This window comes from Haloferax sp. S1W (assembly GCF_044593955.1).
GTDB lineage: Archaea > Halobacteriota > Halobacteria > Halobacteriales > Haloferacaceae > Haloferax.
Window position 1 is genome coordinate 394,483 of sequence record NZ_CP172595.1, and the last position, 22,404, is coordinate 416,886.

Sequence of the window (22,404 nt, forward strand, 5' to 3'; positions counted from 1 at the left end):
ACAGTCACCGCGACTCTTCGTCCTGAAGCAACGGGACGAGAAAGTCCGAAACCGCAGTTGCGACTTTTCCGTGCTGACCGACGAAGAAGTGGTCGGCGGCGAACTCGACGACCGACTGGTGGTACTCCTCGGCGCACTCGACGATGGGTGTCGCATCGACGATGTCGTCGCGCGTGCCGTAGATGACCTGCACGGGGATGTGAATCTGGTCGAACACGGCGACAACGTCGAGGTCCGAGGCGAGACGCGGCGCGGGGGCCAGCGCCGAGACGGCGTCGACGTCCGCACCCTCGGCGGCCGAGAGCAACGCCATCGCGCCGCCGAAACTGAACCCGAAGAGACCGACGTGGTCGTAGCGTTCGCGCGCCCACTCGACTGCGCGGAGGGTATCAGCGCGCTCGCCGTATCCGTGGTCCCATTCGCCGTAGTCGAACCGAAGACAGTCGATGCCGTGTTCGGAAAGCGCATCGCTCACGGCCGTGAGGCGCGCGTCGGTTCTGTTACCGTTGTGCTGTGGGTGCGGCGGGCACGCGACGACAACTGCATCTGCGGGAGTCTCCTCCGCGGCGCGGTCTAGCGTGGCCCGAACGTCTCGTCCGCCGGGCACGAGGATTGGGTCGGCCATATCGACATCTTGCTCTGGTGAGGTTTTAAGCCGAGCGTGACTAAGATAATTGGTATGGGAATCCTCTCTCGCACGTCGTACGTCATTCGGTCGAAGATAAACGCCCTCCTCAATCGTGCGGAGGATCCGACCGAGACGCTGGACTACTCGTACGAAAAGATGCGAGACGAACTCCAGCAGGTCAAACAGGGTATTGCTGACCTGACGACGCAGAAAAAACGACTGGAGATTCAGAAGCGACGACTCGAAGAGAACGTCGAAAAGCACAACGACCAGGCCCGTGAGGCTGTCCAACAGGACCGCGAAGACCTGGCGCGGAAGGCCCTCGAAAAGAAGCAGGCCAAGATGAGCCAAATCGAGGAACTCGACGCACAAATCGCAAGTCTGCAAGACACACAGGACAACCTCGTCCAGAAGAAAGACGAACTTCAGGGCCGCATCGAGGAGTTCCGTACCAAGAAGGAGACGATGAAGGCTCGCTACGAGGCCGCCGAGGCGTCGAGTCGCGTCTCCGAGGCGATGTCCGGCGTCGGCGACGAGATGGCCGACGTTGGCCGCGCCCTCGAACGCGCCGAAGAGCAGACCGACGAGATGGAAGCGCGCTCCGCCGCGATGGACGAACTCATGGAGTCGGGTGCATTCGAGGACCAACTTTCGGACAAAGACGCCATCGAGCGCGAACTCGAAGCAGGTCGGTCCAGTGCGGAAGTCGACACCGAACTGGAGACGCTGAAAGCCGAGATGGGCAAGTCCTCCGCGCCGGAGACAGAGTCCGACGCGGACGTCGAGGCCGATGTCGAGGCGGACGTGGCCGACGAGGAAGTCGAGGCCGAACTGGAAGAACTCAGGAACGAAGAAGACTCGTCGTAAACCGACCGGCCGGACACACCGAGCGGGCCGCGTTCTCCGACTGACCGCCACTACTCATTTCCGCCTGCCGGTTGACCGTTCAGTATGTCGAGTACCGACGGGTCGTCGTCCGGCGAACCGGACGACAGGATGCGGGAACGCGGCGCGACGAGTCGCACGAAACTCGGCGTCTACCTCCGAACCGACCGCTGGGTCGTCGCCGCGGTTCCGCTCGTCGCCATCTTCGTTGCCATCGTCGCCCTCGGCCTCCTCGACCCGACACCGCTCCGGGATGCCGTCGAATCCACCGACCCGGTCGAGACGCTCGCACAGGGGCTTTTGACCGCCATCGTCACCGGCGTCACGCTGGTCGTGAGTATCAACCAACTCGTCTTGTCGCGCGAACTCGGTCCGCTCGGCGACCAGCGCGAGCGGATGGAAGGGTCGATACAGTTCCGCGAGGACGTTGCGGACCTACTCGACGTTCCGGTTGCCCCGCCCGAGCCATCGGCGTTCATGCGAGCGTTAGCCCAGAGCATCGCGGCACGGGCACGCGCTATCGAGGAGACAGTCCCCAGCCACGTCGATGCGGCGTCTGGGGACTCCGACCCGACCGACGGGACGAGCGCGCGCATCCGCGAATTCGCAACCGAAGTCGCGGAGAACGCCGACGACGTGGCCTCGCGCCTCGAAGGCAAGCAGTTCGGGACGTTCGAGGTGCTGTCGGCGTCGCTGGACCTCAACTACTCGTGGAAGATATATCAGGCGACGCGCCTGCGACGAACCCACGACGACCTCGCTGCGGAGACGGAAGCGGCGCTCGACGACCTCAGGGACGCGCTCGAACTCTTCGGCCCCGCACGCGAACACGTCAAGACGCTCTATTTCAGGTGGGAACTCGTGGACCTGTCGCGCGCGATGTTCTACACGGCGGTGCCCGCGCTCGTGGCGAGTATCGGCGCGATACTCTTTCTCGACAATCCCGGCAGCGTCGCGGGCACCACGCTCGGCATCTCGAATCTCCTGCTCGTGGTCGCGTTCGTCACCGCCGTGTCGTTAGCACCGTTTTCGGTGCTCGCGGCGTACGTCCTCCGAATCTCGACGGTCGCCAAACGGACGCTCTCTATCGGACCGTTCGTACTGCGGTCGGAGACGCGAGAAGAAGACCTCGACTGGGAATCGTGACCGACGGCTACAGGTGTTTCGCGCCCGTTCCCGAGCGGGAGAGGGCTTCGAGGTCGATTGCCCCGTGTGGCATCGGCACGCCCTCGTAGGGGTCGTCCGCCAAGAGGAGCGACCCGTCGAGGTCAGCGTAGTCGAGAAGCGGGGCGAGGTGGCACCCGGCGGCGATAGCGGCGTTCGTCTCGATCATGCATCCGAGCATGACTTCGAGGCCGTGTGCACGCGCGGTGTGAATCATGCGCTTTGCTTCGGTAAGCCCGCCGCACTTCATGAGTTTCAGGTTCGCGATGTCGACGCGGTCGGCAATCTTCGGGATGTCGTCGACGGTGACGCAGGACTCGTCGGCGGCGATGGGGAGCGCGGCGTTCTCGTAGACGAACTTCAGGCCCTCGTAGTCCTCCGCGGGGACGGGTTGTTCGACGAACTCGACGCCGTAGTCCGCGAGGAACTCGGACATCTCGACGGCCTCGCGGGGCGTCCACGCTTCGTTGGCGTCGACGCGGATGGTCACGCCGGGCGCTTCGTCGCGGACGGCTTCGACGATGGCCTTGTCGCGGTCGGTTCCCAACTTCACCTTGAGGATGTCGTAGCCGGACTCGTAGGCGTCCTTCGTCTTCTCGCGCATCGTCTGGAGGTCGTCGAGACCGATGGTGAATGACGAGGCAGGCGTGCGTTCGGGGTCGAGACCCCACAGTCTGTAGAGCGGGATGCCGAGTCGCTTGGCCGCGAGGTCGTAGAGGGCGATGCTGACGGCGGTTCGAGCGGCGGGATTGCGTCGGACCGTTTCTTCCATCCGGCGCTCGATGCGGTCGATAGCGTGCGGGTCACCGACCTCCTCGACGACAGCCAAGAGGTCCGGAAGCACCGCCTCGACGGTGTCCGCCGTCTCGCCGTAGTGAACAGAGGGTGCAGCAGCGCCAACGCCCGTCATGCCGCCTTCGTCCTCGATTCGGACGACGACGTTTTCGGCCTCGGTTTGGGTCCCCCGAGAGATTCCGAACGGGTCGGCGAGCGACATCGTGATGCGCTCGAACTCGGTGGAAAGCATTCAGAACACCTCGTCTATGAGTTCGGTCGCGTCGAACCGAACCGGGTCGATGGCGGGGGCACCGAGTTCGTCAGCGAACGCCTCGACTGCGGCCGCGGCCTCCTCGTCGGTTTCGACCTTCGAGGTGTTGAGCGCGCCGGCGACGACATCGGCCTCGTGGACCGGGTCGGCGAGGTTCTCGTAGAGGGAGACGTACTCCGAAATCGAGGGGAGCGCGAAGTCCTCGTAGCCGTGAATCGCGTCGCGAGTGGACTCGTGGCAGAGAATCAGTTTGTCCGCCATCGCGCCGTGGAGGATACCGCAGGTGACTGCGGAGTACGCCGGGTGGGTGATGCTGCCCTGTCCCTCGACGAAGAGCACGTCGTACTCGTCGCCTTTCTCCAGAATCATCTCCTCGACCGACCCGGCGGTAAAGTCGCTGACGACTCGGTCGACCGGGTTACCCCACCCGGCAATCATGATGCCGGTCTGGCCAGTTGGGATGAATCCCGCGTCGATGCCCTGCTCGCGGGCGGCCTCGACCAGTTCGAGCGTCGCGGTCATCTTTCCGACCGAGCAGTCGGTCCCGACGGTGAGGACGACTTCGGCGTCAACGTCGGCCGCCGTGCCCGACGCGACACCGATGTCGTCGTGCGGTTTGCGCACGTCGTTGATGTCACAGCCGTACTCGTCGGCGAGGGCGGCGAACTCCTCGTCGTCGTTGAGGAAGTAGTGGAGACCCGCGATGATGTCACACCCGCGTTCGAGGGCGGTCCGAACGTCGTCGCGCCACGTCTCGTCGAAGCCGCCGCCGATGGGGGCGATACCGACGAGGAGCGCGTCTGCATCGGGCGCGTCGGCCATCGATGAGACGATTGGCACGTCGGGGAGGTCCCGCCGGTGGTCACTCGTGGACGTGCCGGGGTTGTCACGGTCGAGAACGGCGACCACGTCGTAGTCGGCGTACTTCAGGACGCCGGTGGCGGTCTTCGCGCGGTCGGGGAACTTCTCGTGTGCGAGGACGACGACTCGCTGTGGGTCGCTCATACTGAATGGCACGTGGTGGCACTGTATAAGGTCGGCCACTTCGGAAAAACACGGGGACGGGTTCGACGTGGACAGGCGAACTCAGAGACGGTACAGCCGCGTGGTCCAGAACTCGCGGGAGGCAGCGCGAAGCGCCGCTTCGGGGTCGCCCGTCGCATCGACCGTCGCGGTCTGCGAGGCCCGCTCGCGGAACTCGCCGAGGACGGTTCGCTCACCGAGGACGATGAGGTCGGCGGCGGTGTCGGAGTCGCCTGTGGCGTCACCGACGTACTCGTCCAGCGCCTCGCGACACTCGTCGAGGTGGTCGTCTATCTGTCCCTCGCGGATGCGCTCGAAGCGCGACTGTGAGAACCCGCCTTTCGAGTGAGCGGACTTCACGTTGCTCTCGAATCCCGTCTCGTAGACCAGTTCACCGTCCTCGTACCGACCGAGTGCGAAGAGGTCCGCCCGGACGAGCGCGACCACGGTCGCCGACGAGGGGGCGAACCACTCGTCGTCGAGGGAAAAGCCGTCGTCCCACTGGTCGAACGCGTCGGGAAGACGCGGCGGAGCGAGCGCGACGCTCACGAGTCCGGCGTCGTCGGTGAGGGCGAGACAGGGAGCGGCCCGTCGGACGAGCGGGGCGCGGTCGCCGAAGGCGTCTTCGACCGTGGACGGAAGCGACCGGTCGTCGGGAACAGCAGCAGTCAGTGCGCCTTCAGGACCGGTCGAGACGGAGTCCAGTCGGCGGAGAATCTCGTGGAGACGGTCGCCGCGAAGGTCTTCGGTGCCGCGGAAGTCGAGGGCGTCGTCGTCGCCGGAGAGGCGTTCGACCCGGTCTTCGAGTTCTTCGATGCGGTCTTCGAGGCGATTGACCTCGGCTTCGGCCTCCTGTCGCGCTCGAACCGCCTCTTTTCGGCGTTGTGACTCTCCAGAGAGCTGCCCTTCGAGCGCATCGCGCTCGTCTTCCAACTCGGCGATTCGCGCTTTGAGTTCGGCCCGTCCCAACAACTCGTCCAGCATACGCGGAAGCGTGCAGGCCGACCACTTGAGGTTTCGGTCGTCGGCCGGAAAAATCGGTGGCGCTTAGGCTGACAGGTCGCGCCGTGTCGAGTCCGCGTCGATGTCGTACCCTGCGTAGCGAAGGAGTTCCTCCGCTCGATTCGCGTCGGCGAGGAGGACTGGTCTATCCTCTGGAAGGGCCGTCGAGTCCACGGCGCGCCGGGGGAGGGCGAGTGTCCCCGCAGGAATACCGTCGTCGGCCACGACCGGGAAGTGCGCACTGTCGAGCTTCATCACGAGCGGGTGGTCGAGTCGCTCGACGCCCCGGCCCGTGGCGTAGACGTGCTCGTTCAGTCGCTCGTGGTCTGTCCGCTGTATCGCAGCCTCGGCTCCGTCGTACGGTTCGACGTACAATCGACCGAGGTAGTAGCCGCTAGAGAATCGTTCGAACATCTGTGCAAGTGAATCTCATGCATGAATGTAGATAAGCCTTGTCGGAACTTTTTATATCGAAGCGCAAACCGAGCGTTCGAGCTCTTCCAAAGCGTGATTTGGGGGCGACTATCGCCCCGAATGATAATCGTACTAGTCAGCGTGCATCTCGTGTTCGCTCGCCTCGCTGTCGCTGTCTGTCGACCAGTAGCCGACGTACACCTGTCCAAGGAAGACGAGCGTGAACAACGCGTTCAGATACGTCGTATAGCCACCGGGTGCGGTCCCGCCCACTTCGCCCTGTGGCGGAACGAGGCCGAGACCACCCCAGAGGTAGTGGATGGCGACACCCGAGATGACGGCAGTGATGAACGTCGAGACGAACAACACGGCGGCCATCCGGAGGCCGTAGTAGCGACGGTAGGCGTCGTCGATGGTGGGGACGATGAGGTCAGCGAAGATGAAGCTCATGACGCCCCCGAAGGCAATACCATTGTTCCAGAGGATGACCGCGAACGGAACGTTTCCGACCGAACACACGAACGTCACGACACCGATGACGACGCCCAGTATCGCGCTCGCGAGGACCCACGTCAGCGTTCCCTCGACACCGAATCCAAACAGCGTCGTCCACCACGAACGGGGGACGAACGCGCCGATGAGTCCGGCGACGAGGAATCCTGCAACGATATCCTTCCAGAGCATCCCCCACTCCCCGAGGGCGTTCTTCGAGGCGAGTCGCCAGCCGTCACGAGTCAGGAGTCGGTCGCGCCACGTCGACTCCGCCTGACGCTGTTCTTCCTCGTAGGCGTGCTTACACGACTCCGAACAGAAGTATTCGGTTCCGCCGTCGGTGTCCAGTGAGACGACATCGTCGCTCGTCGGATCGATATCCATCCCGCACGACGGGTCGCGGACGCCTTCCGACGAACGGAGGTGCTCACGTGCGGTGTCGAACCACGCACCCGGCACGAAGTACTTGAATATCACCGCGAGCAGCACAATGAGGATGAGTCCGGCCACGAAGTCGGCCAGCACGAACTGCCAGCCAAGCAGAATCCACATGACGAGACCGAGTTCGATGACGAGGTTCGTCGACGCGAACTGGAACGCCGCGAAACTCGCGACCGGCGACGCTCCCTTCTTGAACAGCGACTTGGTCGTCGCAACCGCCCCGAACGAACACGACGAGGACGCCGCCCCGAACGCCGTCCCCAGACCGAGTTCGCGCAAACCCTCTCCACCGAGCACGTTGGACATCTTCTCCTCGCTCACGAACGTCTCGACTGCCCCGGCAATCGTGAACCCGAGGACGAGCGCCCACCACGTCTCCCAGAACATCTCGCCTCCGAGTCGAATGCCCTCGGCGAGGGTTTCAACGACCATCGAACGCGCCTCCGTTTCGACGACTACTGGACGGTTGCCGCGTTCGTACCCGAGACGCAAACGGACATCTCGCGATCATCATGTGTAATGTACGGTCGCACAACTCAATGCGGTTGTGCTTACGACTCCCCGGCTCTGGCGCGGGGTGAACTTCACAAACCAAACGTTCGCCCCGACGTGATTTCGGAACGAACCGGTGTCAGGAAAAGCGGATTTTTGGGTGTATTCGGTTACTCGAACTGAATTAGCGACCGGAAACCGACCTCCTGCTCGGACCCGGAATCAGTCTCCGCCGCGGGTCGCCGCCGTCATCGACCAGACGGCGACGAGACCGAGGAGGAGCGCAGGGAGCATCGGCAGCGCCAGCATCGCGGCGATGTACGGAAGCCCCGCCTGCGCCGGAAGCGACGGGACGAGATACACCGCCCCCGGAATCACGAGGAAACAGAGGCCGACGACGCCGACGAGAATCCAGCCTCGGCGACCGAAGCCCTGCGGGTCGGGTTCGTTGGCTCCGACTGTGATGTCGCGGTCGGAACCGCCGGTTCCGACGGTATCGCCAGTGTCGGACTCGCCCGGCCGGTGGACGTAGGTATCGTCCCCAGTCATGGTGTCAGAGCTCACTATCTGGGATAACGACCACCTTGCCAAAGCCCTGTCGCTCCTCGATGAGTTCGTGTGCGCGCTCGATTTCGCTCATCGGAAGCGTCTCTCGGATGCGGGGTTCGAAGGTCCTGTCCCAGACGAGTTCGAGGACTTCGTCGGCCTGCCCGGGTGTCGCCATCGTCGACCCGATGACCGACAGTTGGTTCCAGAAGATGTAGTTGAGGCCAGCGCCCGGGTCGGGACCGGTCGTCGCACCACAGGTGACGACGCGCCCGCCTTTCGTGAGACTCTTGAGCGACTGCTTGTAGGTCGCCTCACCGATGTGGTCGACGACCATATCGACACCGCGGCCGTCGGTCATCTCGTAAATCTTCCGCGAGAAGTCCTCTTCTTCGTAGTTAATGACGTGGTCGGCACCGCAGTCGCGGGCGTACTCCAGTTTCTCCTCCGTGGAGGCCGTCGCGTACACTTCGGCACCCGCGTAGTCGGCGATTTGGACGGCCGCGTGACCGACGCCGCCGGACGCGCCGAGAACTAACACCTTCTCGCCGGGGTGGAGTTCGCCGCGGTGGATGAGCATCCGCCACGCAGTCTGGAAGACGAGGGAGGCGGAGCCCGCGACTTCCCACGGAACGTCCTTGGGGACGGGAACGAGGTTCTCCTCGGGGATGGCAGCGTATTCGGCGTGGACGCCACGCTGGTGTTCGCCGATGATGCGATAGTCGGGGGCGAGCGTCGGGTCACCCTTCCGCGAGAACTCGTCGCCGCCGTCCGCGACGCCTGCGAGAAGGGCGACGTGGTCGCCGTCTTCGAAGCGCGTCACGCGCTCTCCGACCTCGGTCACGACACCGGCCATGTCGCTGCCGGGGATGTGCGGCATCTCCAACTCGACGCCCGGGAGACCGCGTCGCGTCCAGATGTCCAGGTGGTTGAGCGACGCCGCCTTCACGTCGACCAGCACTTCGTCGGGGGCGACTTCAGGGTCGGGAAACTCGCCATATTCGAGGACGCTTCGGTCACCGTGTTCGGTGAATTGGACCGCTTTCATCTCGGCCCGACCGACGAAGTGAAGGAATAAAAGTGTAGGTTTACGCCAATTGTCTTTCCCATATTTCGATATCCGACGTATTATTTCGAACCCCCAATATTCCGCTGTGGGATATAAGACACCGCAGCGTGTACAAATATTATTGCTAGGAAAGAAGTCTCTTTGCGGTATCAGTATTCCTAGCGAAGAGAGGTCGTCATCATTGCGCCAAGGTAGCTATCCACGACTGACACTGATACAATGACGGAAAAACCCAACGGAGAACCACTCTCGCAGTTGCTCGTCCGCCGCGAGGCGTTCATCCGGGCGCTCGCCGAAAAAGCGCGCGACAAACGGGCGTTGGCGGCGGACCTCGATACCTCCCGCTCGACGGTGGACCGTGTCGTGCGCGAACTCGTGAACGCGGGACTCGTCGAACAACGCGATGGCGACTATCGGGTGACGCTCACGGGGCGGTGCGCACTGGAGGTGTTCGACCGATACGAACGAGCAACACACGGGGTCGAAGGCGCGCGCGACCTCTTGGCGATGCTCCCGCCGGACGCGCCGCTCGACCCGGTGTTTCTCACCGGCGCGCGTGTCTACACCTCTAGTCCCGATATTCCAGACAGCGTTCTTCAGCAGATGTTTGCGAGTATCGAGAACGCAGACCGGGTCTCCGGAATTGCGCCGGTCGCGCTGGCCGGGCAGTTGCGACCGTATTACGACGCTGCGACCGCTGGCGGGACCGCAGTCGAGATGATAATCGACACCGAACTGCTCGACCGACTCCTCAGATCGCCGGACTCACGGGTGGTCATCGCGGAGCAACTGGAAAAGGAGACGGTAGACATCTATCGGACCACCGTCCCCTTCGGCTTCGGACTCTGGGTGACAGAGAGCGAAGCGGGCATCGTCATCTACACCAACACAGGCGTCGGCGGTATCGCCCGCAACGACAACGACGCCGCAGTCTCGTGGGCGACAGACGTGTGTGAGTCGCTCCGTGAAGAAGCCGACCGGGTCACGCTCTCGACACTCGGCGAATCGCTCTCGGACGATACCGAGTGACCATCCTCTCGAATCGCTGCCGGCGTGTGACTCTTTTAGGCGCGCGACCGAAGACCAGCACCGTGAGCGACCACGACCACACATCCGACAAGGGCCACGGTCACACCACTGGCCATCAGGACCACGACCCTCAGGACCATCACCACGGCCACGACCACGACCACGACCACGACCACCACCACGAACACGATATCGAGGAACTCGCCGTCGCCGTTCTCACTGTCTCTTCGACGCGAACCACCGACGACGACCCAGCAGGCGACGCTATCGAGGCGGCACTTCACGACGCGGGCCACTCCGTCGCCGTTCGGCGAGTCGTCGACGACGACTACGACGAGATTCAGGGTGTCATCGCCCGAATGGCCGACCGGGGCGACGTGGACGTGACTATCACCACCGGTGGGACGGGCGTCACGCCCGACGATGAGACGGTCGAAGCCGCCAAGCAACTGTTCGGAAAGACCCTGCCGGGGTTCGGCGAACTGTTTCGGCGACTCTCCTACGACGAAATCGGCACGCGTGTCGTGGGCACGCGAGCGACCGGGGGAATCGTAGACGAGATGCCGACGTTCTGCCTGCCCGGCAGCGAGAACGCCGCCCGCCTTGGGACCGAGGAGATAATCGTCCCCGAGATGCCGCACCTCACCGGGTTGGCCCAGCGCGACGCCGAGTAGTCGTCGCCAGACTCGCACGCCGAGCCGTGTGCTGAATTCTCCCATCCCGAACCTGTTCGCATTTTCGGTGACCAGACTGCAACGTCTGCCCAGTCGCTGCCATTTAAGTTCGCTCGCCGGGTCCGCTCAGATATGAGCCAACAGCCTGCACGCGAGGAGGACGACGACGTGTTCTCCAGCGGCAAGGACCCGAACCTCCGAAGTTCGGAGGTTACGGAGGGGCCGGACAAAGCCCCGCACCGCGCGATGTTCCGAGCGATGGGATTCGACGACGAAGACCTCGGTTCGCCGATGGTCGGCGTCGCCAACCCCGCGGCGGACATCACCCCGTGTAACGTTCACCTCGACGACGTGGCCGATGCGGCTGTCGAGGGCATCGACGAGGCAGGCGGGATGCCCATCGAGTTCGGTACCATCACCATCTCCGACGCCATCTCGATGGGGACAGAGGGGATGAAGGCCTCGCTCATCTCTCGCGAGATAATCGCCGACTCCGTCGAACTCGTCTCCTTCGGTGAGCGCATGGACGCCCTCGTCACCGTCGCCGGGTGCGACAAGAACCTCCCCGGAATGATGATGGCCTCCATCCGCACCGACCTCCCCTCCGTCTTCCTCTACGGCGGCTCTATCATGCCCGGCCACCACGAAGGCCGCGAAGTGACGGTCCAGAACGTCTTCGAGGGCGTCGGAACGTATGCCGAAGGCGACATGAGCGCTGACGAACTCGACGACCTCGAGCGGAACGCCTGCCCCGGTGCTGGGTCGTGCGGCGGGATGTTCACCGCCAACACGATGGCGTCCATCTCCGAGGCGCTCGGCATGGCCCCACTCGGCTCTGCCTCCGCGCCCGCCGAGTCCGAAGAACGCTACGAGGTCGCTCGCCGCGCCGGTGAGGCCGTCCTTCAGTGCGTCGAAAACGACCTGCGACCCTCCGACGTCCTCTCGAAGAAGTCCTTCGAGAACGCCATCGCGCTCCAGGTCGCTATCGGTGGCTCGACTAACGCCGTCCTCCACCTCCTCGCGCTCGCCGCCGAGGCTGGCGTCGACCTCGATATCGAGGAGTTCAACACGATTTCCGACCGCACGCCGAAGATTGCGAACCTTCAGCCCGGCGGCACCCGCGTCATGAACGACCTCCACGAGGTCGGTGGCGTCCCGGTCGTCATCCGCCGCCTCCTCGAAGCAGGCCTTTTCCACGGCGACGCGATGACCGTCACCGGCCGCACCATCGAAGAGGAACTCGCGCAGCTCGACCTGCCGGACGACGACACTATCGAGGAGGACTTCCTCTACACTGTCGACGACCCGTATCAGGACGAGGGCGCTATCAAGATTCTCACCGGCAACCTCGCTCCCGACGGTGCGGTCCTCAAGGTCACCGGCGACGACAAATTCCACCACACCGGTCCCGCTCGTGTCTTCGAGAACGAAGAAGACGCCATGCGCTACGTGCAGGAAGGACACATCGAACCGGGAGATGTTATCGCCATCCGCAACGAGGGTCCCCGCGGCGGTCCCGGAATGCGCGAGATGCTCGGCGTCACCGCCGCCGTCGTCGGACAGGGTCACGAAGACGACGTGGCGCTGCTTACCGACGGCCGCTTCTCCGGTGCGACCCGTGGCCCGATGGTCGGCCACGTCGCTCCCGAGGCGGTCGAAGGCGGTCCTATCGCACTCCTCGAAGACGGCGACGAAGTGACCGTGGACATTCCGAACCGCGAACTCTCGGTCGACCTCTCGGACGAGGAGTTCGCGGCCCGGAAGAAAGAGTGGGAACCCAAGCCGCCTGCGTACGACTCCGGCGTGCTGGCGAAGTACGCGCGCGACTTCGGGTCGGCAGCGAACGGTGCCGTGACGAACCCGGCCGTCAAGCGCGACGAGTAAGTAACCGGCTGTTGGGAACTCGAACGGGTCTGTTTTAGACGACGCGGTTTTCCAAGTCGTCGTCGCCCTCGTCTAACTTGCCGAGATTCGCCGCGATGATGTCGGCCATCCGCTCCCAGTACTTCGGCGTGTGGCCCGCGTTGTGCGGGGTGATGAGGACGTTGTCGAACTGCCAGAGGTCGTGGTCCGACGGGAGCGGTTCGGGGTCGGTCACGTCGAGGGCCGCACCGCGGATACCGTTACTCCGAATCGCATCGAGCAGAGCGTCGGTATCGACGACCGGCCCGCGTCCGATGTTCACGAGAACGGTGTCGGGAGCCATCGATTTGAACGCGTCCGCGTCGATGAGGCCGCGGGTGGCCTCCGTCAGTGGGCACGCGATGACGACGTAGTCAGAGTGGGCGTACGCATCGTGGAGGCCCTGCACGTCGTCGAAGCCGACGACTTCGTCGGTCGGACCGCCCTTCTCCGGGGAGTAACGGACGCCAATCGTTTCGACGCCGAACGGGTCGAGGCGGTCGACGATGGCCTGTCCGATAGCCCCGAGACCGACAACAGTGACCGTCGAGTCCTGCAGTTCGAACGTCGGGTACGACTGCCAGACGCCGTCTCGGTTCTGTTTCTCGGCGACGTGGAAGCGACGGGTGAAATAGAGGATGCTCCCGAGCACTTGTTCGGCGATGTTGGGGCCGTGGACGCCCGAGGCGTTCGTGACGGCCACGTCGTGGTCGGCCAGCGCCTCGATGGGGAGGTGGCCGGTTCCGGCGAAGACGCAGGCGAAGAGGTCGAGGTTTTCGGCGGTTTCGAGGACGGATTCGTCGATGGAAAAGCCGGTGGCGACCCGGACGCGAGAAAGGAGGTCCCGTTCTTCTTCGGGGGTCCGAGCGAGTGCGACTTCTCTGTCGGGGAGTCGGTCGCGTAGCGTCTCGGCGTACTCCTCGGCGGACAGTCCGTGAATCTTCTGGCGAAGGACGGCGATGTCTGGGTCGCGCATGGTCGAAGATTCTCGAAGGTGGTGATGAATCTGTTCGATTCCGACAGTCGATACGAAGCGAAAATCAGTCGAGTGGTTTGTGTGTGCTTCGGCGGCGTTTCGAAATCGTTCGTGTGACTGCGACGGCGTCGACGGTCGGGTCGACGACGTATCGGGAACCGTCCTCGCCGAGTTTCCACGCGACGGGTGCATATCCTTGCGGTGCTGGTCCCCCGTCAACGAAGACGAGGTCGCCCGTTTCATCTCTAAAGACCACGGGCGTACGGTCGCTTCTTCCCTCGTCTCCGCTCATTATCACCGATGTATCGTGACAGGAGTGATAAATCTCCGTCTCTAGTTATCAGAGTCGGTATCCAGAGTGCGAGGATGGCACGTCCCACAGGATCGCAAGCGGGCGGGGTGTCACCGCGTCGGTTCAGGGGGTTTAATACACGAGGCCAAGACCTGTAGCGGTATGGAACGCGTAGATGTCGCCATCGTCGGTGGCGGTCCGGCCGGAACGTCGGCGGCACACGCCGCCGCATCGGCCGGTGCCTCCACCGTGGTCCTCGAAAAAGGCGTCCCCAGAGCCGACCGAGAGGGTCTCGGCCCGGACTCGACGGACGCGGCCGGGATTCTCGACTACTGGGTGGACATCATGGGTATCCACCCAGACGAGATGCCGGACGACGTGGTCCTCGACATCCTCGACCGAGCGGAGTTCATCGGCCCGAGCGAGAGTGTGACGCTCCGAAGCACCGGCATCGACTCGTCGTACGACGAGTTCGGATACACCTTCCACCGCGCGAAGTTCGACGACTGGATGCGAAGTCGCGCCGAGGAAGCAGGTGCGGAGTATCGTCTCAAGGCATCCGTTCGGGACGTGGAAACGGACCTCGACGCGATGGGCGGCGAGGACGACCCACGCCACGTCGTTCGACTGGCGAACGGCGAAGACGTGGGCGCGGACTTCCTCATCCTCGCCGACGGTCCCCAGCGCACGGTGACGAACAAGGTGCTCGACAGGCACCTGCCGTTCGACATCACCGAGCGTCTCGCTTCGCCCAAGGTCAACCACATCGCCTATCAGGAACACCGTGAGTTCCCGCCGGAACTGTTCGACGATGTAGACGGGGCTATCAAGTTCTGGTGGGGCTACATGCCCGGCCACACGGCGTACCCGTGGATTTTCCCGAACGATAACAACGTCTGCCGCGTCGGCCTCACGATGCCCATCGGCTTGGACATCGACGAGGTGGCGGACCGCGAGGACTACAAACTGCTCCGCGAAGACGACGAGAAAATCCCGCAGGGTCGCGAGTACGTGCGCCGCCTCCTCGAACAGGAGTACGGCGACGAGTACGATATCGACGAGGACTTCCCGCTCGTCGAAGACCGAGGCAAGACCAAGGGAACAGAGACGTACGCCATCTCCTCGACGCGCCCCATCGAGTCGCCCACGAAAGCTGGCATCGCCGTCACCGGCGGTGCGATGGGTTCGACTTCCGCCTTCCACGAAGGCGGCGACCACGTGGCGGTTCGAACGGGTGCTATCGCTGGCGAACTCGCCGCCGAAGGTGACCTCAGCGAGTACAACGCGCAGTGGAAAGACGCCATCGGCGACGAGATTCTTCGCAACGTCGCGATGGCCGACATCGTCCACGACTACGGACCGAAAGACTGGGACAAATCGTTCAAAGCGGCCCGCAAGCTCCTCGACTCGGAAAAAGGGTACAAGGCGTTCGACCGCGCCAAGCTCTCGGCCGGGTTCAGCGCCGCCAAGCTTGCGACGCAGTACAAGAAGACGAAGCTCAAGTTCCGGAAGGGCAAGTACGTCCAACTGACGGAATCTGAGTACTCGCTGTAAGCGACCGAAAGTTTATTTCAGATTGTAGGTTTGTCTCAGACGATGGATAGTCCCACGTCACGTCGGCATCTTCTCCGGCACGGCCTTGCAGTCGCAAGTGTCGGCGTCGTGGCGTCCCTCGCCGGGTGTTCGTCGCTCCGGGGGTGCACCGATGCGGAGATATACCTGCGGGCGGAGTTGGTCAGCAAGGCCCCGCCGAATGCGACCGTCGTGAGCGCAGATGACCCGCGAGTCGCCGATAGTCCGTGGATTATGCAAGTCGCCGAGGGGGCCGCAGGCGGACACCCCCGAGAGTCGAGTATCTCCGACTGCCTCAGCGACTACGAGTCACTGCGAAAGAACCTCGAACAACTCCCCGAGTTCGGCGGCCCGAACGACCGTCTGTACTACATTCGCATCGACGGACAGATTGTTCGCGTGCGTGCGGTCTTCTTCGAAGGTGACGAGGCGCGGTCGCAACTCGTTTTACCCCCGGCGAACTAGAACGGGTGCGTACCATAAGTCCCCGTCCGAGTTGTCCCACTTCGGGAGCGATGACAGAACGGCGAACCCAGGTACGCGATATCGATAGCAGCGTTTACGCTGCTATACTGACCGGCAGACGCCGGTGTACTTCGGAACGTCCGCGCCCGAAAGACGGACCGCCTGGCACGAGGGTTTCCCGGTTGACGCGGCACGCCGCCTCGGGATGAGACCGGCCGTTAGTGTTCCGGGCGACATTTCCGCACGTAAGAGACCACGAAAGTCGTTTATACCGCCCGGTTCCGCCTTCCCTGCTTATTTCAGTCCGTAGCCCAATGGCCCAACCAGATGACGCCGCTTGAGCTTAGCCTCCGTTTGGCGGCGGGGCTCGCCCTCATCTTGACCAACGGGTTTTTCGTCGCCATCGAGTTCGCGTTGACGCGAGCACGCCAGTTCAGCAAACAGGAGTTCATCGGCGACACGCCCGCCTTGGAGCGGGCGTGGGAGATGACACAGAATCTGGAGATATACCTGACGACGTGCCAAGTCGGCATCACAGCGTCGAGTATCGCAGTCGGTATCGTGGCAGAACCCGCGTTAGCTGCCCTGTTCGAGCCGTATTTCGCCACCACCCCACTCGCCTCGATTGGGGCAGGAGCGCTCATCGCGTTCGGGATTATCAATCTCCTGCACCTCACCCACGGCGAGCAGACACCGACCTACCTCGGTGTCGAGCGCTCGCGGATGGTCTGTCGATACGGTGCAACCCCGCTGTACTGGTTCAACTGGCTCATTTCACCACTCATCACACTCGGTGACTGGATTGCCAAAGGGACGCTCAAGCTGTTTGGAATCGAGATGACGGGCGCGTGGCTCGAAACCGAAGAGGAAGTACTCGAATCGCGGGCGCAACTCCGGAATCGACTTCACTCACTCCTCGAAGAGGGTGAACTCCCCGAAGAGCGCCGGGAAGAAGTGCTCCGCGCGCTCGACGTAGACGAACTCTCGATACGTGAAATCATGGTTCCGGCCGACGACATCATCGCTCTCTCGACGATGGTCTCGCCGGAAGAGAACTTCGAGCGAATTCGAAACACACCACACACTCGGTTCCCGCTCGTCGGCGAAGAGCCGACGGACTTCCACGGCGTCGTGTATGCGCCATCGATAATCGACCACTTCGAGGAGCTGAAAGCCGGGACGCTGTCGTTCTCCGAGATTGCGGCACCGCCGATGACGCTAGCAGCAGAGACGAACGTCAGTGACGCATTCGACCAGTTCCAAGCAGAAGACCAGGAGTTAGCGCTCGTCATCGAAGACGGGAACGTCGTTGGACTCCTCACCGCAACCGACGCCCTCGAAGCGGTGATGGGCGAACTCGAAGACCCGCTCGACCAACGCGCTGTTGCTGGATGATTCGCATTCTCAACTGATAGGACGGTAACAGTGGGCCAGTACTGACGAATAATTGTCTAGTTCATTTTCACGAATTCGACACTGTACGGGCAGTAGACGGGTGAGAGAACACTTATTGGCAAATTCGTGTTAGTTATTAGATACCACAGTTGGTGGTATCGACGTGACGACGGGGCAACCAGAGACGATAGGCGGCGGGTCGGGAGGAGTGCAACGATACTGAACAGGAATATGAACTATCCACACAACGCGAATCGGCGAACTGTATTGAAGACACTCGGTGCGGGACTTGTCGGGGGGACGGTTCTCACTGGGTCGGTGACCGCCCGGGGAAACGTCGTATCCCAGATTAATCGCAACGGCCACTACGCGTGGTTCCCGCTCGCACAGGAGAACTGGGGCCGTCAAAAGCACCCGTACGACTTCCGTGACGGAGATAGTCGGTGGATGGCAGAACCGGCATCCGGCGGCGGCGTGCGGGCGCTCGCGAAGAACATCGGTACCGAGGGACCTCCGAACCGGAATACTGGATTCGACATCCATATGGGACCACTCGGGAACCTCGAATCGATAACGGTCACCTCACGGACGGTACAGACGCAGAAGGGGGCGGACGCTCGGTTGTTCATCGGCCTCTATCTCGACGAAAACAAGAATGGCGAGTTCTTCCACTGGGAGACGGTCCAAGGCAACAGAGAGAGCGCACTACCAGGTATCGCGGGCGACGAGGAAGGGCTCCTTCAGATCACCGCTGGTGGCACGTTCACCATCTCCGACACCACGACGTTCTTACTCCTTCAGCGCGGCTTTAGTCCCGCGACGTTCGGGGATCTAAAAGCCGGTGAAATCGACGGCATCGACGCCGAAACACCTGCGGCGCTGTATGTTGGAGTCATCGACAAGGAAGAGGGGGGCGTGGAAGAAGTGGTCGTAGAGGACGTGACCATCCAGAAAGGATAGTCAGCAGACGAGCGCTGTTTCGCTCGTCACTCTATTTTGTACGCTTGGCTGAGACGTGGTCTGCTTCCGAAATCGGCGTCCACAGAGCAACGTCGAAAATCCACTCGACGATATCCGAGACGACGTATCCGGCGACGTTCCCACCGAAGTAGAGGCTGAGCGGCGTCGCGGGTGCGAACCCTGCTTGAAAGAAGTGGTCGAGACTGCCGTAGAACTCGACGCGGCTGCCGTCTGCAAGGTCCACGTTCTGCCACTTCTCGTACTCGTCGCGGAACCACGCGGCGTTCGCACCGCACTTGCACATGCATCGGATAATCCCGCAGGAAGAGACTGAACCGCTTCCTTTTTGTTTTAGGCCTGCCTAAACACTCGCAATGACCACCGGCACTCAGTCACGCCGCGAACGTTCGTCGGTTCAAGAACCACCTCAGCAGCCCGAAATCTCCGTTTGCGAGAGTTCCCCCGGAAAGGTAGTGTTCCTGGAGTCGGGAAACACTGACGGCTGGATTGCGAGCGACGTGACCGTCGACGTGCGCAGGTAACCGGGCGGCGAAACGCGACGCTCCGGAGCGGACTGACGAGTGCCAAAAATAGGAGTCGGTGGCGACTGCTCACTTCGTCGCCGATTCGAGGACGAGCGTGTCGTCTTCGAGATAGTGGTCGATGACGTGAGCGTGTTCTTCGATTTCGATTAGTTGTTCGCGAAGCATGTGCGCGGTGGCCTGGTCGCCGAGTCCCGCAGCAAGTTCGATGTGTTCGCGGTAGCTCTCGATGATGTCGCCGTACATATCGAGGTCGTTCGAAAGCGAGGTGCGAATGTCGTAGACATCCTCGTCTTCCGGTTCGACAGTCGAAGCCTCAGACAGTGTGGCCATGCTGGCGTGCGGGACGCCACCCAGCGCCTGCACGCGCTCGGCGATTTCGTCGGCCGCCATCTCGACATCTTCGTACGCCTCCTGAAGGAAGACGTGAATGTCGAGATGCTCCGCACCTTCCACGTTCCAGTGGTGCTTGTGGAGTTGATGGTAGAGCACGTACGCATCCGCGAGGTCCGTGTTCAGCGCGTCGATTACCTGTTCGGCCTTCTCCTCTTCGAGGCGAAGCGGATTCTCCCCGACTGTGCCCGCCTCTTGACGAACGATTTTTTGAGTGCTCATCGTGGCTAGTATGCACTGTGTGAACACTTATAGATTATCGACGGAGCGATACGTCTGACAGCTATGAGTCGATTTTCTGGAAAAACGTGGTGGGGGACCGAACACCTGTGGAAAAAATCGATTAGTTCGCTGGCTTTGGTAGTTTGACGACGAAGATTGCACCGCGGGGCACGTTGTCTTCGACCCACACGTCACCGCCGTACTGGTCGACGAGCGTGTAGACGAGATGGAGTCCGACCCCGGTTCCGGGGCTTTTGGGACCCATTCGACCCTTCCCGAAGATTGCTTCCTTGCGGTCGTCCGGAACCCCCGGGCCGTTGTCCGCAACTCGGACGATAACGTCCGTCTCGGTCTCGTTCAGGTCGACGTGGACCGTCGGCGTCTCCGCGTCGTTGTGGCGGATTGCGTTGCTCAGGAGGTTGCCGAACACGGATGCCAAAAGTTCGTTGGCTCGGATACCCACTAACGGAAGGTCGCCAACGACGAACTTCGCCTCGCTGTAGGTGGTTCGCTTCTTGTCGATTTCCGTCTGGAGGGTGCGCCCGAGGTCGATGACCTCTAGGTCTATCTCGGTTCCCTCCTCTAACGATCCGACGAAGTCGCGCGCGATTGCCGTGAGTTCGGCGATGTGGTTGCTCGTGTTGCTGATTCGGTCGACCGTCTCCATTCCTGACTCGTCGACGTGGCTTCTGATGAGATCGGACCACCCCATCAGGAGTTGTACGTCGTTGTTTATGTCGTGACGAACGATGCGATTTATCAGGGTGAGCTTCTCGGTCTTCTGCTCTAACTCCTGTTCGTTGCGCTTCTGGAGCGTTATCTCCCGTGTCACAAGCTGGACCGAATCGACCTCACCGGCCGTCGAAAGCGGCACCGCGATGTTGTGAAAGTGCCGAACGCCGATGCTATCTTGGAACGTCACCGCACTCCCGGCGGTGATTGCCCGCTTAGACTCTTTGAGCCGCGTCGCCGCGACGTCGTCGGGGACGAACGTTGACAGTTGTTCGCCGACGAGTTTCGCCTGTGAGACACCGAATGCCGTCGCCATTGCTTCGTTGGCGGCCAGTATCTCCCCGGTAACGCTGAGTTGGCTGATTTCGTCGGGCGAGTTGTCGACCAATCGTTCGTACTTCCGTTGTGTCCGGCGCTGTTCGACGACGTTCCGAATGCGATTGACGAGGAGTTCGAGCGGTTCGTCTTCTCGCACGGACTGTTTCATGAGGTACTCGTCGATACCCATCCGGATTGCACGACTGGCGATTTCTTCGCCGCCCTGTCCGGTGAGCAAGATAAACGGCACGTCGTGCTGCTCTTTGACCATCTTGTAGAGTTCTAAGCCGGTCGTCTCGGGCATCTGATAGTCGCTCACGATGCAATCGAACGATTTGTGGCTCAGTTCCAACATCGCTTCGCCAGCGTTGGTCGCCGTCACCGACGTCATCCCGTAGTTCGACTCCAGTTTGTCGGCGAGAAGAGAGACAAAGAAGGCACTGTCATCGACGATGAGAATAGAGAGCGTGTCGTCGTGAGACATACACGGTGGGGTGTTCCCTTCACCACCATAACGTCTCTGCCCCGGTACTCGATTCTGAGAATGAGAGTGGGCGGTACAACGCTACTGGCCTGACTCGACTGGCTGCCGACGACTCGGTCACGGGAATCGTTCGGGAGCCTCCCGTCTACTCGTCTTTCTCGACTGTGAGGACGAGCTTCCCACGAACGTGGCCAGTTGCGCTCTTCTCCAGCGCAGTCTGTGCCTCGGAGAGGGGGTACGTGTTGCGTATTGTCGGCTCCACTGCACCGGCGTCGATGCGCTCGGTTACTCGCTGTAACGTCGAGGGGGCGGCGTCGTCTGTGACGCTGAAAAAGGATATTTCGGCGTCGTATTCACGCTGGAGCGTCTCGACGAGAGGTTCTGGTGGCTGTTCTGGGAGCGTGACGACGACGCCACCGGGTCGAACCACTTCGGCCGAGCGTTCGAGCACCGACCCACCGACAGCGTCAAGGACCACATCGACCGGTTCGATTTCGTCCTCGAATCGCTGGTTCCGGTAGTCGATGAACTCGTCGACGCCAAGTTCTCGGAGATACGCTTCGTTACGCTCGGACGCGGTTCCGATGACGCGAAGCCCTGCGTCTGCCGCGAACTGGACCGCCATGTGTCCGACGCCACCAGCAGCCGCGTGAATGAGGATACGGTCATCCGCGTCAACTCCTGCTTCCTCGAAGAGTGCGTGGAACGCAGTTTGGCCGACCATCGGAACACCTGCAGCCTCGGTGTGTGAGAGTCGAGCAGGCTTCGACGTTACCTCGTGTGGCTTCACCGTGGCGTACTCGGCAAACGCCCCTCCAGCACCGGGGAGTCGAACCATTCCGTAAACAGTGTCGCCTGCTTCGAACCCGCTCACGTCGGCACCCACGGACTCGACCACACCCGAAATGTCCCAGCCGGGAATCCACGGAAGCGGTTCGTCGAGCAACTGGCGGAGGTGGCCATCACAGATGAGCCAGTCGAGCGGATTCACACCGGCTGCGTGCGTACGAACGAGGAGTTCATCATCTGCCGGCTGGGGGCGCGGGGTCTCTTTGGAGGCTAATGCGGCGGTTCCGTTGGGGTTCTGAAGTTGAATCGCCTGCATGGTCGTACTCGGACGTGAATCCACTAAAATGAATTCTGAATTAACATTTTGTAACCGTCCTTCCCAATATGATATTTTGTAATCAAATTTTCATTTCTGTCCGTTTTTGAGAACTCGTGGGGGAACAAACTCGGCCGTC

At 62.1% G+C, this 22,404-nt stretch carries 23 protein-coding genes; 9 read left to right on the forward strand and 14 right to left on the reverse strand.

What is annotated here, in order from left to right:
- Positions 1–4: 4 nt before the first annotated feature.
- The gene (locus tag ACH9L7_RS02175) at positions 5–625 is read right to left on the reverse strand and encodes an alpha/beta hydrolase (protein WP_396612113.1); all 621 of its coding nucleotides are present in this window, start codon (positions 623–625) and stop codon (positions 5–7) included.
- Between the two features lie 54 nt (positions 626–679).
- On the opposite strand from ACH9L7_RS02175, the gene ACH9L7_RS02180 reads away from it, so the two are divergent.
- Positions 680–1,495 (forward strand): PspA/IM30 family protein, encoded by an 816-nt coding sequence (locus tag ACH9L7_RS02180; protein ID WP_396612114.1) that lies wholly within the window; start codon positions 680–682, stop codon positions 1,493–1,495.
- 84 nt (positions 1,496–1,579) lie between these two features.
- Positions 1,580–2,659: a hypothetical protein gene (locus tag ACH9L7_RS02185; protein ID WP_396612115.1), complete on the forward strand. Its 1,080-nt coding sequence runs from the start codon at positions 1,580–1,582 to the stop codon at positions 2,657–2,659.
- Positions 2,660–2,666: 7 nt separating this feature from the next.
- Here the strand turns inward: ACH9L7_RS02185 and ACH9L7_RS02190 are convergent, their stop codons facing one another.
- From ACH9L7_RS02190 to ACH9L7_RS02220, 7 genes are all read right to left on the reverse strand, one after another.
- Positions 2,667–3,704 carry a dipeptide epimerase gene (locus tag ACH9L7_RS02190; RefSeq protein ID WP_396612116.1) on the reverse strand — a complete coding sequence of 346 codons (1,038 nt, stop codon included), beginning with the start codon at positions 3,702–3,704 and terminating at the stop codon, positions 2,667–2,669.
- Positions 3,705–4,730, reverse strand: coding sequence for a DUF1611 domain-containing protein (locus ACH9L7_RS02195; protein ID WP_396612117.1), 1,026 nt, complete (start codon positions 4,728–4,730; stop codon positions 3,705–3,707).
- Positions 4,731–4,811: 81 nt separating this feature from the next.
- On the reverse strand, positions 4,812–5,732 hold the full coding sequence (locus ACH9L7_RS02200) for a Vms1/Ankzf1 family peptidyl-tRNA hydrolase (protein WP_396612118.1): 921 nt from the start codon (positions 5,730–5,732) through the stop codon (positions 4,812–4,814).
- Positions 5,733–5,795: 63 nt separating this feature from the next.
- A complete protein-coding gene (locus ACH9L7_RS02205; RefSeq protein ID WP_396612119.1) occupies positions 5,796–6,164 on the reverse strand; it encodes a DUF5802 family protein in 369 nt (122 codons plus the stop codon).
- 132 nt (positions 6,165–6,296) lie between these two features.
- Positions 6,297–7,529: a permease gene (locus tag ACH9L7_RS02210; RefSeq protein WP_396612120.1), complete on the reverse strand. Its 1,233-nt coding sequence runs from the start codon at positions 7,527–7,529 to the stop codon at positions 6,297–6,299.
- A 282-nt stretch (positions 7,530–7,811) separates the two neighbouring features.
- Positions 7,812–8,153, reverse strand: a complete 342-nt coding sequence (locus ACH9L7_RS02215; RefSeq protein WP_396612121.1) for a hypothetical protein — start codon at positions 8,151–8,153, stop codon at positions 7,812–7,814.
- Positions 8,143–9,183 (reverse strand): zinc-binding dehydrogenase, encoded by a 1,041-nt coding sequence (locus ACH9L7_RS02220; RefSeq protein ID WP_396612122.1) that lies wholly within the window; start codon positions 9,181–9,183, stop codon positions 8,143–8,145. Before ACH9L7_RS02220 ends, ACH9L7_RS02215 begins: the two co-directional genes overlap by 11 nt.
- 240 nt (positions 9,184–9,423) lie before the next feature.
- On the opposite strand from ACH9L7_RS02220, the gene ACH9L7_RS02225 reads away from it, so the two are divergent.
- The 3 genes from ACH9L7_RS02225 (at position 9,424) to ilvD (ending at position 12,791) form a co-directional block, all read left to right on the forward strand.
- The gene (locus ACH9L7_RS02225) at positions 9,424–10,233 is read left to right on the forward strand and encodes a helix-turn-helix transcriptional regulator (RefSeq protein ID WP_396612123.1); all 810 of its coding nucleotides are present in this window, start codon (positions 9,424–9,426) and stop codon (positions 10,231–10,233) included.
- Positions 10,234–10,295: 62 nt separating this feature from the next.
- The gene (locus ACH9L7_RS02230; protein ID WP_396612124.1) at positions 10,296–10,907 is read left to right on the forward strand and encodes a molybdenum cofactor biosynthesis protein B; all 612 of its coding nucleotides are present in this window, start codon (positions 10,296–10,298) and stop codon (positions 10,905–10,907) included.
- Positions 10,908–11,039: 132 nt separating this feature from the next.
- Complete coding sequence (gene ilvD, locus ACH9L7_RS02235) at positions 11,040–12,791, forward strand: dihydroxy-acid dehydratase (protein ID WP_396612125.1); 1,752 nt, start codon at positions 11,040–11,042, stop codon at positions 12,789–12,791.
- A gap of 34 nt (positions 12,792–12,825) precedes the next feature.
- Here ilvD and ACH9L7_RS02240 read toward each other — a convergent pair whose 3' ends face one another.
- Together ACH9L7_RS02240 and ACH9L7_RS02245 are read right to left on the reverse strand one after the other, a co-directional pair.
- Positions 12,826–13,785 carry a D-2-hydroxyacid dehydrogenase gene (locus ACH9L7_RS02240; protein ID WP_396612126.1) on the reverse strand — a complete coding sequence of 320 codons (960 nt, stop codon included), beginning with the start codon at positions 13,783–13,785 and terminating at the stop codon, positions 12,826–12,828.
- A 64-nt stretch (positions 13,786–13,849) separates the two neighbouring features.
- The gene (locus ACH9L7_RS02245; RefSeq protein ID WP_396612127.1) at positions 13,850–14,077 is read right to left on the reverse strand and encodes a hypothetical protein; all 228 of its coding nucleotides are present in this window, start codon (positions 14,075–14,077) and stop codon (positions 13,850–13,852) included.
- Between the two features lie 162 nt (positions 14,078–14,239).
- Between ACH9L7_RS02245 and ACH9L7_RS02250 the strand changes: the two genes are divergently transcribed.
- The 4 genes from ACH9L7_RS02250 to ACH9L7_RS02265 all read left to right on the forward strand — a co-directional run bounded on the left by ACH9L7_RS02250 (position 14,240) and on the right by ACH9L7_RS02265 (position 18,469).
- Positions 14,240–15,631, forward strand: a complete 1,392-nt coding sequence (locus ACH9L7_RS02250; RefSeq protein ID WP_396612128.1) for an NAD(P)/FAD-dependent oxidoreductase — start codon at positions 14,240–14,242, stop codon at positions 15,629–15,631.
- Between the two features lie 42 nt (positions 15,632–15,673).
- On the forward strand, positions 15,674–16,114 hold the full coding sequence (locus ACH9L7_RS02255; protein WP_396612129.1) for a Tat pathway signal protein: 441 nt from the start codon (positions 15,674–15,676) through the stop codon (positions 16,112–16,114).
- A 327-nt stretch (positions 16,115–16,441) separates the two neighbouring features.
- Complete coding sequence (locus ACH9L7_RS02260; RefSeq protein ID WP_396612130.1) at positions 16,442–17,509, forward strand: CNNM domain-containing protein; 1,068 nt, start codon at positions 16,442–16,444, stop codon at positions 17,507–17,509.
- A 267-nt stretch (positions 17,510–17,776) separates the two neighbouring features.
- Positions 17,777–18,469 carry a hypothetical protein gene (locus ACH9L7_RS02265; protein WP_396612131.1) on the forward strand — a complete coding sequence of 231 codons (693 nt, stop codon included), beginning with the start codon at positions 17,777–17,779 and terminating at the stop codon, positions 18,467–18,469.
- 31 nt (positions 18,470–18,500) lie between these two features.
- On the opposite strand, the gene ACH9L7_RS02270 is transcribed toward ACH9L7_RS02265, so the two are convergent.
- The 4 genes from ACH9L7_RS02270 to ACH9L7_RS02285 form a co-directional block, all read right to left on the reverse strand.
- A complete protein-coding gene (locus tag ACH9L7_RS02270) occupies positions 18,501–18,773 on the reverse strand; it encodes a hypothetical protein (protein WP_396612132.1) in 273 nt (90 codons plus the stop codon).
- A gap of 307 nt (positions 18,774–19,080) precedes the next feature.
- On the reverse strand, positions 19,081–19,626 hold the full coding sequence (gene dpsA / locus ACH9L7_RS02275; RefSeq protein ID WP_396612133.1) for a DNA starvation/stationary phase protection protein DpsA: 546 nt from the start codon (positions 19,624–19,626) through the stop codon (positions 19,081–19,083).
- A 121-nt stretch (positions 19,627–19,747) separates the two neighbouring features.
- Positions 19,748–21,160: an ATP-binding protein gene (locus tag ACH9L7_RS02280; protein WP_396612134.1), complete on the reverse strand. Its 1,413-nt coding sequence runs from the start codon at positions 21,158–21,160 to the stop codon at positions 19,748–19,750.
- Between the two features lie 145 nt (positions 21,161–21,305).
- On the reverse strand, positions 21,306–22,289 hold the full coding sequence (locus tag ACH9L7_RS02285) for an NADP-dependent oxidoreductase (RefSeq protein ID WP_396612135.1): 984 nt from the start codon (positions 22,287–22,289) through the stop codon (positions 21,306–21,308).
- Positions 22,290–22,404 lie beyond the last annotated feature (115 nt).

Bases quoted from the DNA above. Each gene is read 5' to 3' on its own strand.
- ACH9L7_RS02190 (WP_396612116.1), bottom strand. From the start codon at position 3,704: ATGCTTTCCACCGAGTTCGAGCGCATCACGATGTCGCTCGCCGACCCG.
- ACH9L7_RS02205 (WP_396612119.1), bottom strand. From the start codon at position 6,164: ATGTTCGAACGATTCTCTAGCGGCTACTACCTCGGTCGATTGTACGTC.
- ilvD (WP_396612125.1), top strand. From the start codon at position 11,040: ATGAGCCAACAGCCTGCACGCGAGGAGGACGACGACGTGTTCTCCAGC.
- ACH9L7_RS02180 (WP_396612114.1), top strand. From the start codon at position 680: ATGGGAATCCTCTCTCGCACGTCGTACGTCATTCGGTCGAAGATAAAC.
- ACH9L7_RS02225 (WP_396612123.1), top strand. From the start codon at position 9,424: ATGACGGAAAAACCCAACGGAGAACCACTCTCGCAGTTGCTCGTCCGC.
- ACH9L7_RS02270 (WP_396612132.1), bottom strand. From the start codon at position 18,773: ATGTGCAAGTGCGGTGCGAACGCCGCGTGGTTCCGCGACGAGTACGAG.
- ACH9L7_RS02240 (WP_396612126.1), bottom strand. From the start codon at position 13,785: ATGCGCGACCCAGACATCGCCGTCCTTCGCCAGAAGATTCACGGACTG.
- ACH9L7_RS02200 (WP_396612118.1), bottom strand. From the start codon at position 5,732: ATGCTGGACGAGTTGTTGGGACGGGCCGAACTCAAAGCGCGAATCGCC.
- ACH9L7_RS02245 (WP_396612127.1), bottom strand. From the start codon at position 14,077: ATGAGCGGAGACGAGGGAAGAAGCGACCGTACGCCCGTGGTCTTTAGA.
- ACH9L7_RS02210 (WP_396612120.1), bottom strand. From the start codon at position 7,529: ATGGTCGTTGAAACCCTCGCCGAGGGCATTCGACTCGGAGGCGAGATG.
- ACH9L7_RS02260 (WP_396612130.1), top strand. From the start codon at position 16,442: ATGACGCCGCTTGAGCTTAGCCTCCGTTTGGCGGCGGGGCTCGCCCTC.
- ACH9L7_RS02195 (WP_396612117.1), bottom strand. From the start codon at position 4,730: ATGAGCGACCCACAGCGAGTCGTCGTCCTCGCACACGAGAAGTTCCCC.
- ACH9L7_RS02175 (WP_396612113.1), bottom strand. From the start codon at position 625: ATGGCCGACCCAATCCTCGTGCCCGGCGGACGAGACGTTCGGGCCACG.
- ACH9L7_RS02250 (WP_396612128.1), top strand. From the start codon at position 14,240: ATGGAACGCGTAGATGTCGCCATCGTCGGTGGCGGTCCGGCCGGAACG.
- ACH9L7_RS02255 (WP_396612129.1), top strand. From the start codon at position 15,674: ATGGATAGTCCCACGTCACGTCGGCATCTTCTCCGGCACGGCCTTGCA.
- ACH9L7_RS02280 (WP_396612134.1), bottom strand. From the start codon at position 21,160: ATGTCTCACGACGACACGCTCTCTATTCTCATCGTCGATGACAGTGCC.
- ACH9L7_RS02220 (WP_396612122.1), bottom strand. From the start codon at position 9,183: ATGAAAGCGGTCCAATTCACCGAACACGGTGACCGAAGCGTCCTCGAA.
- dpsA (WP_396612133.1), bottom strand. From the start codon at position 19,626: ATGAGCACTCAAAAAATCGTTCGTCAAGAGGCGGGCACAGTCGGGGAG.
- ACH9L7_RS02185 (WP_396612115.1), top strand. From the start codon at position 1,580: ATGTCGAGTACCGACGGGTCGTCGTCCGGCGAACCGGACGACAGGATG.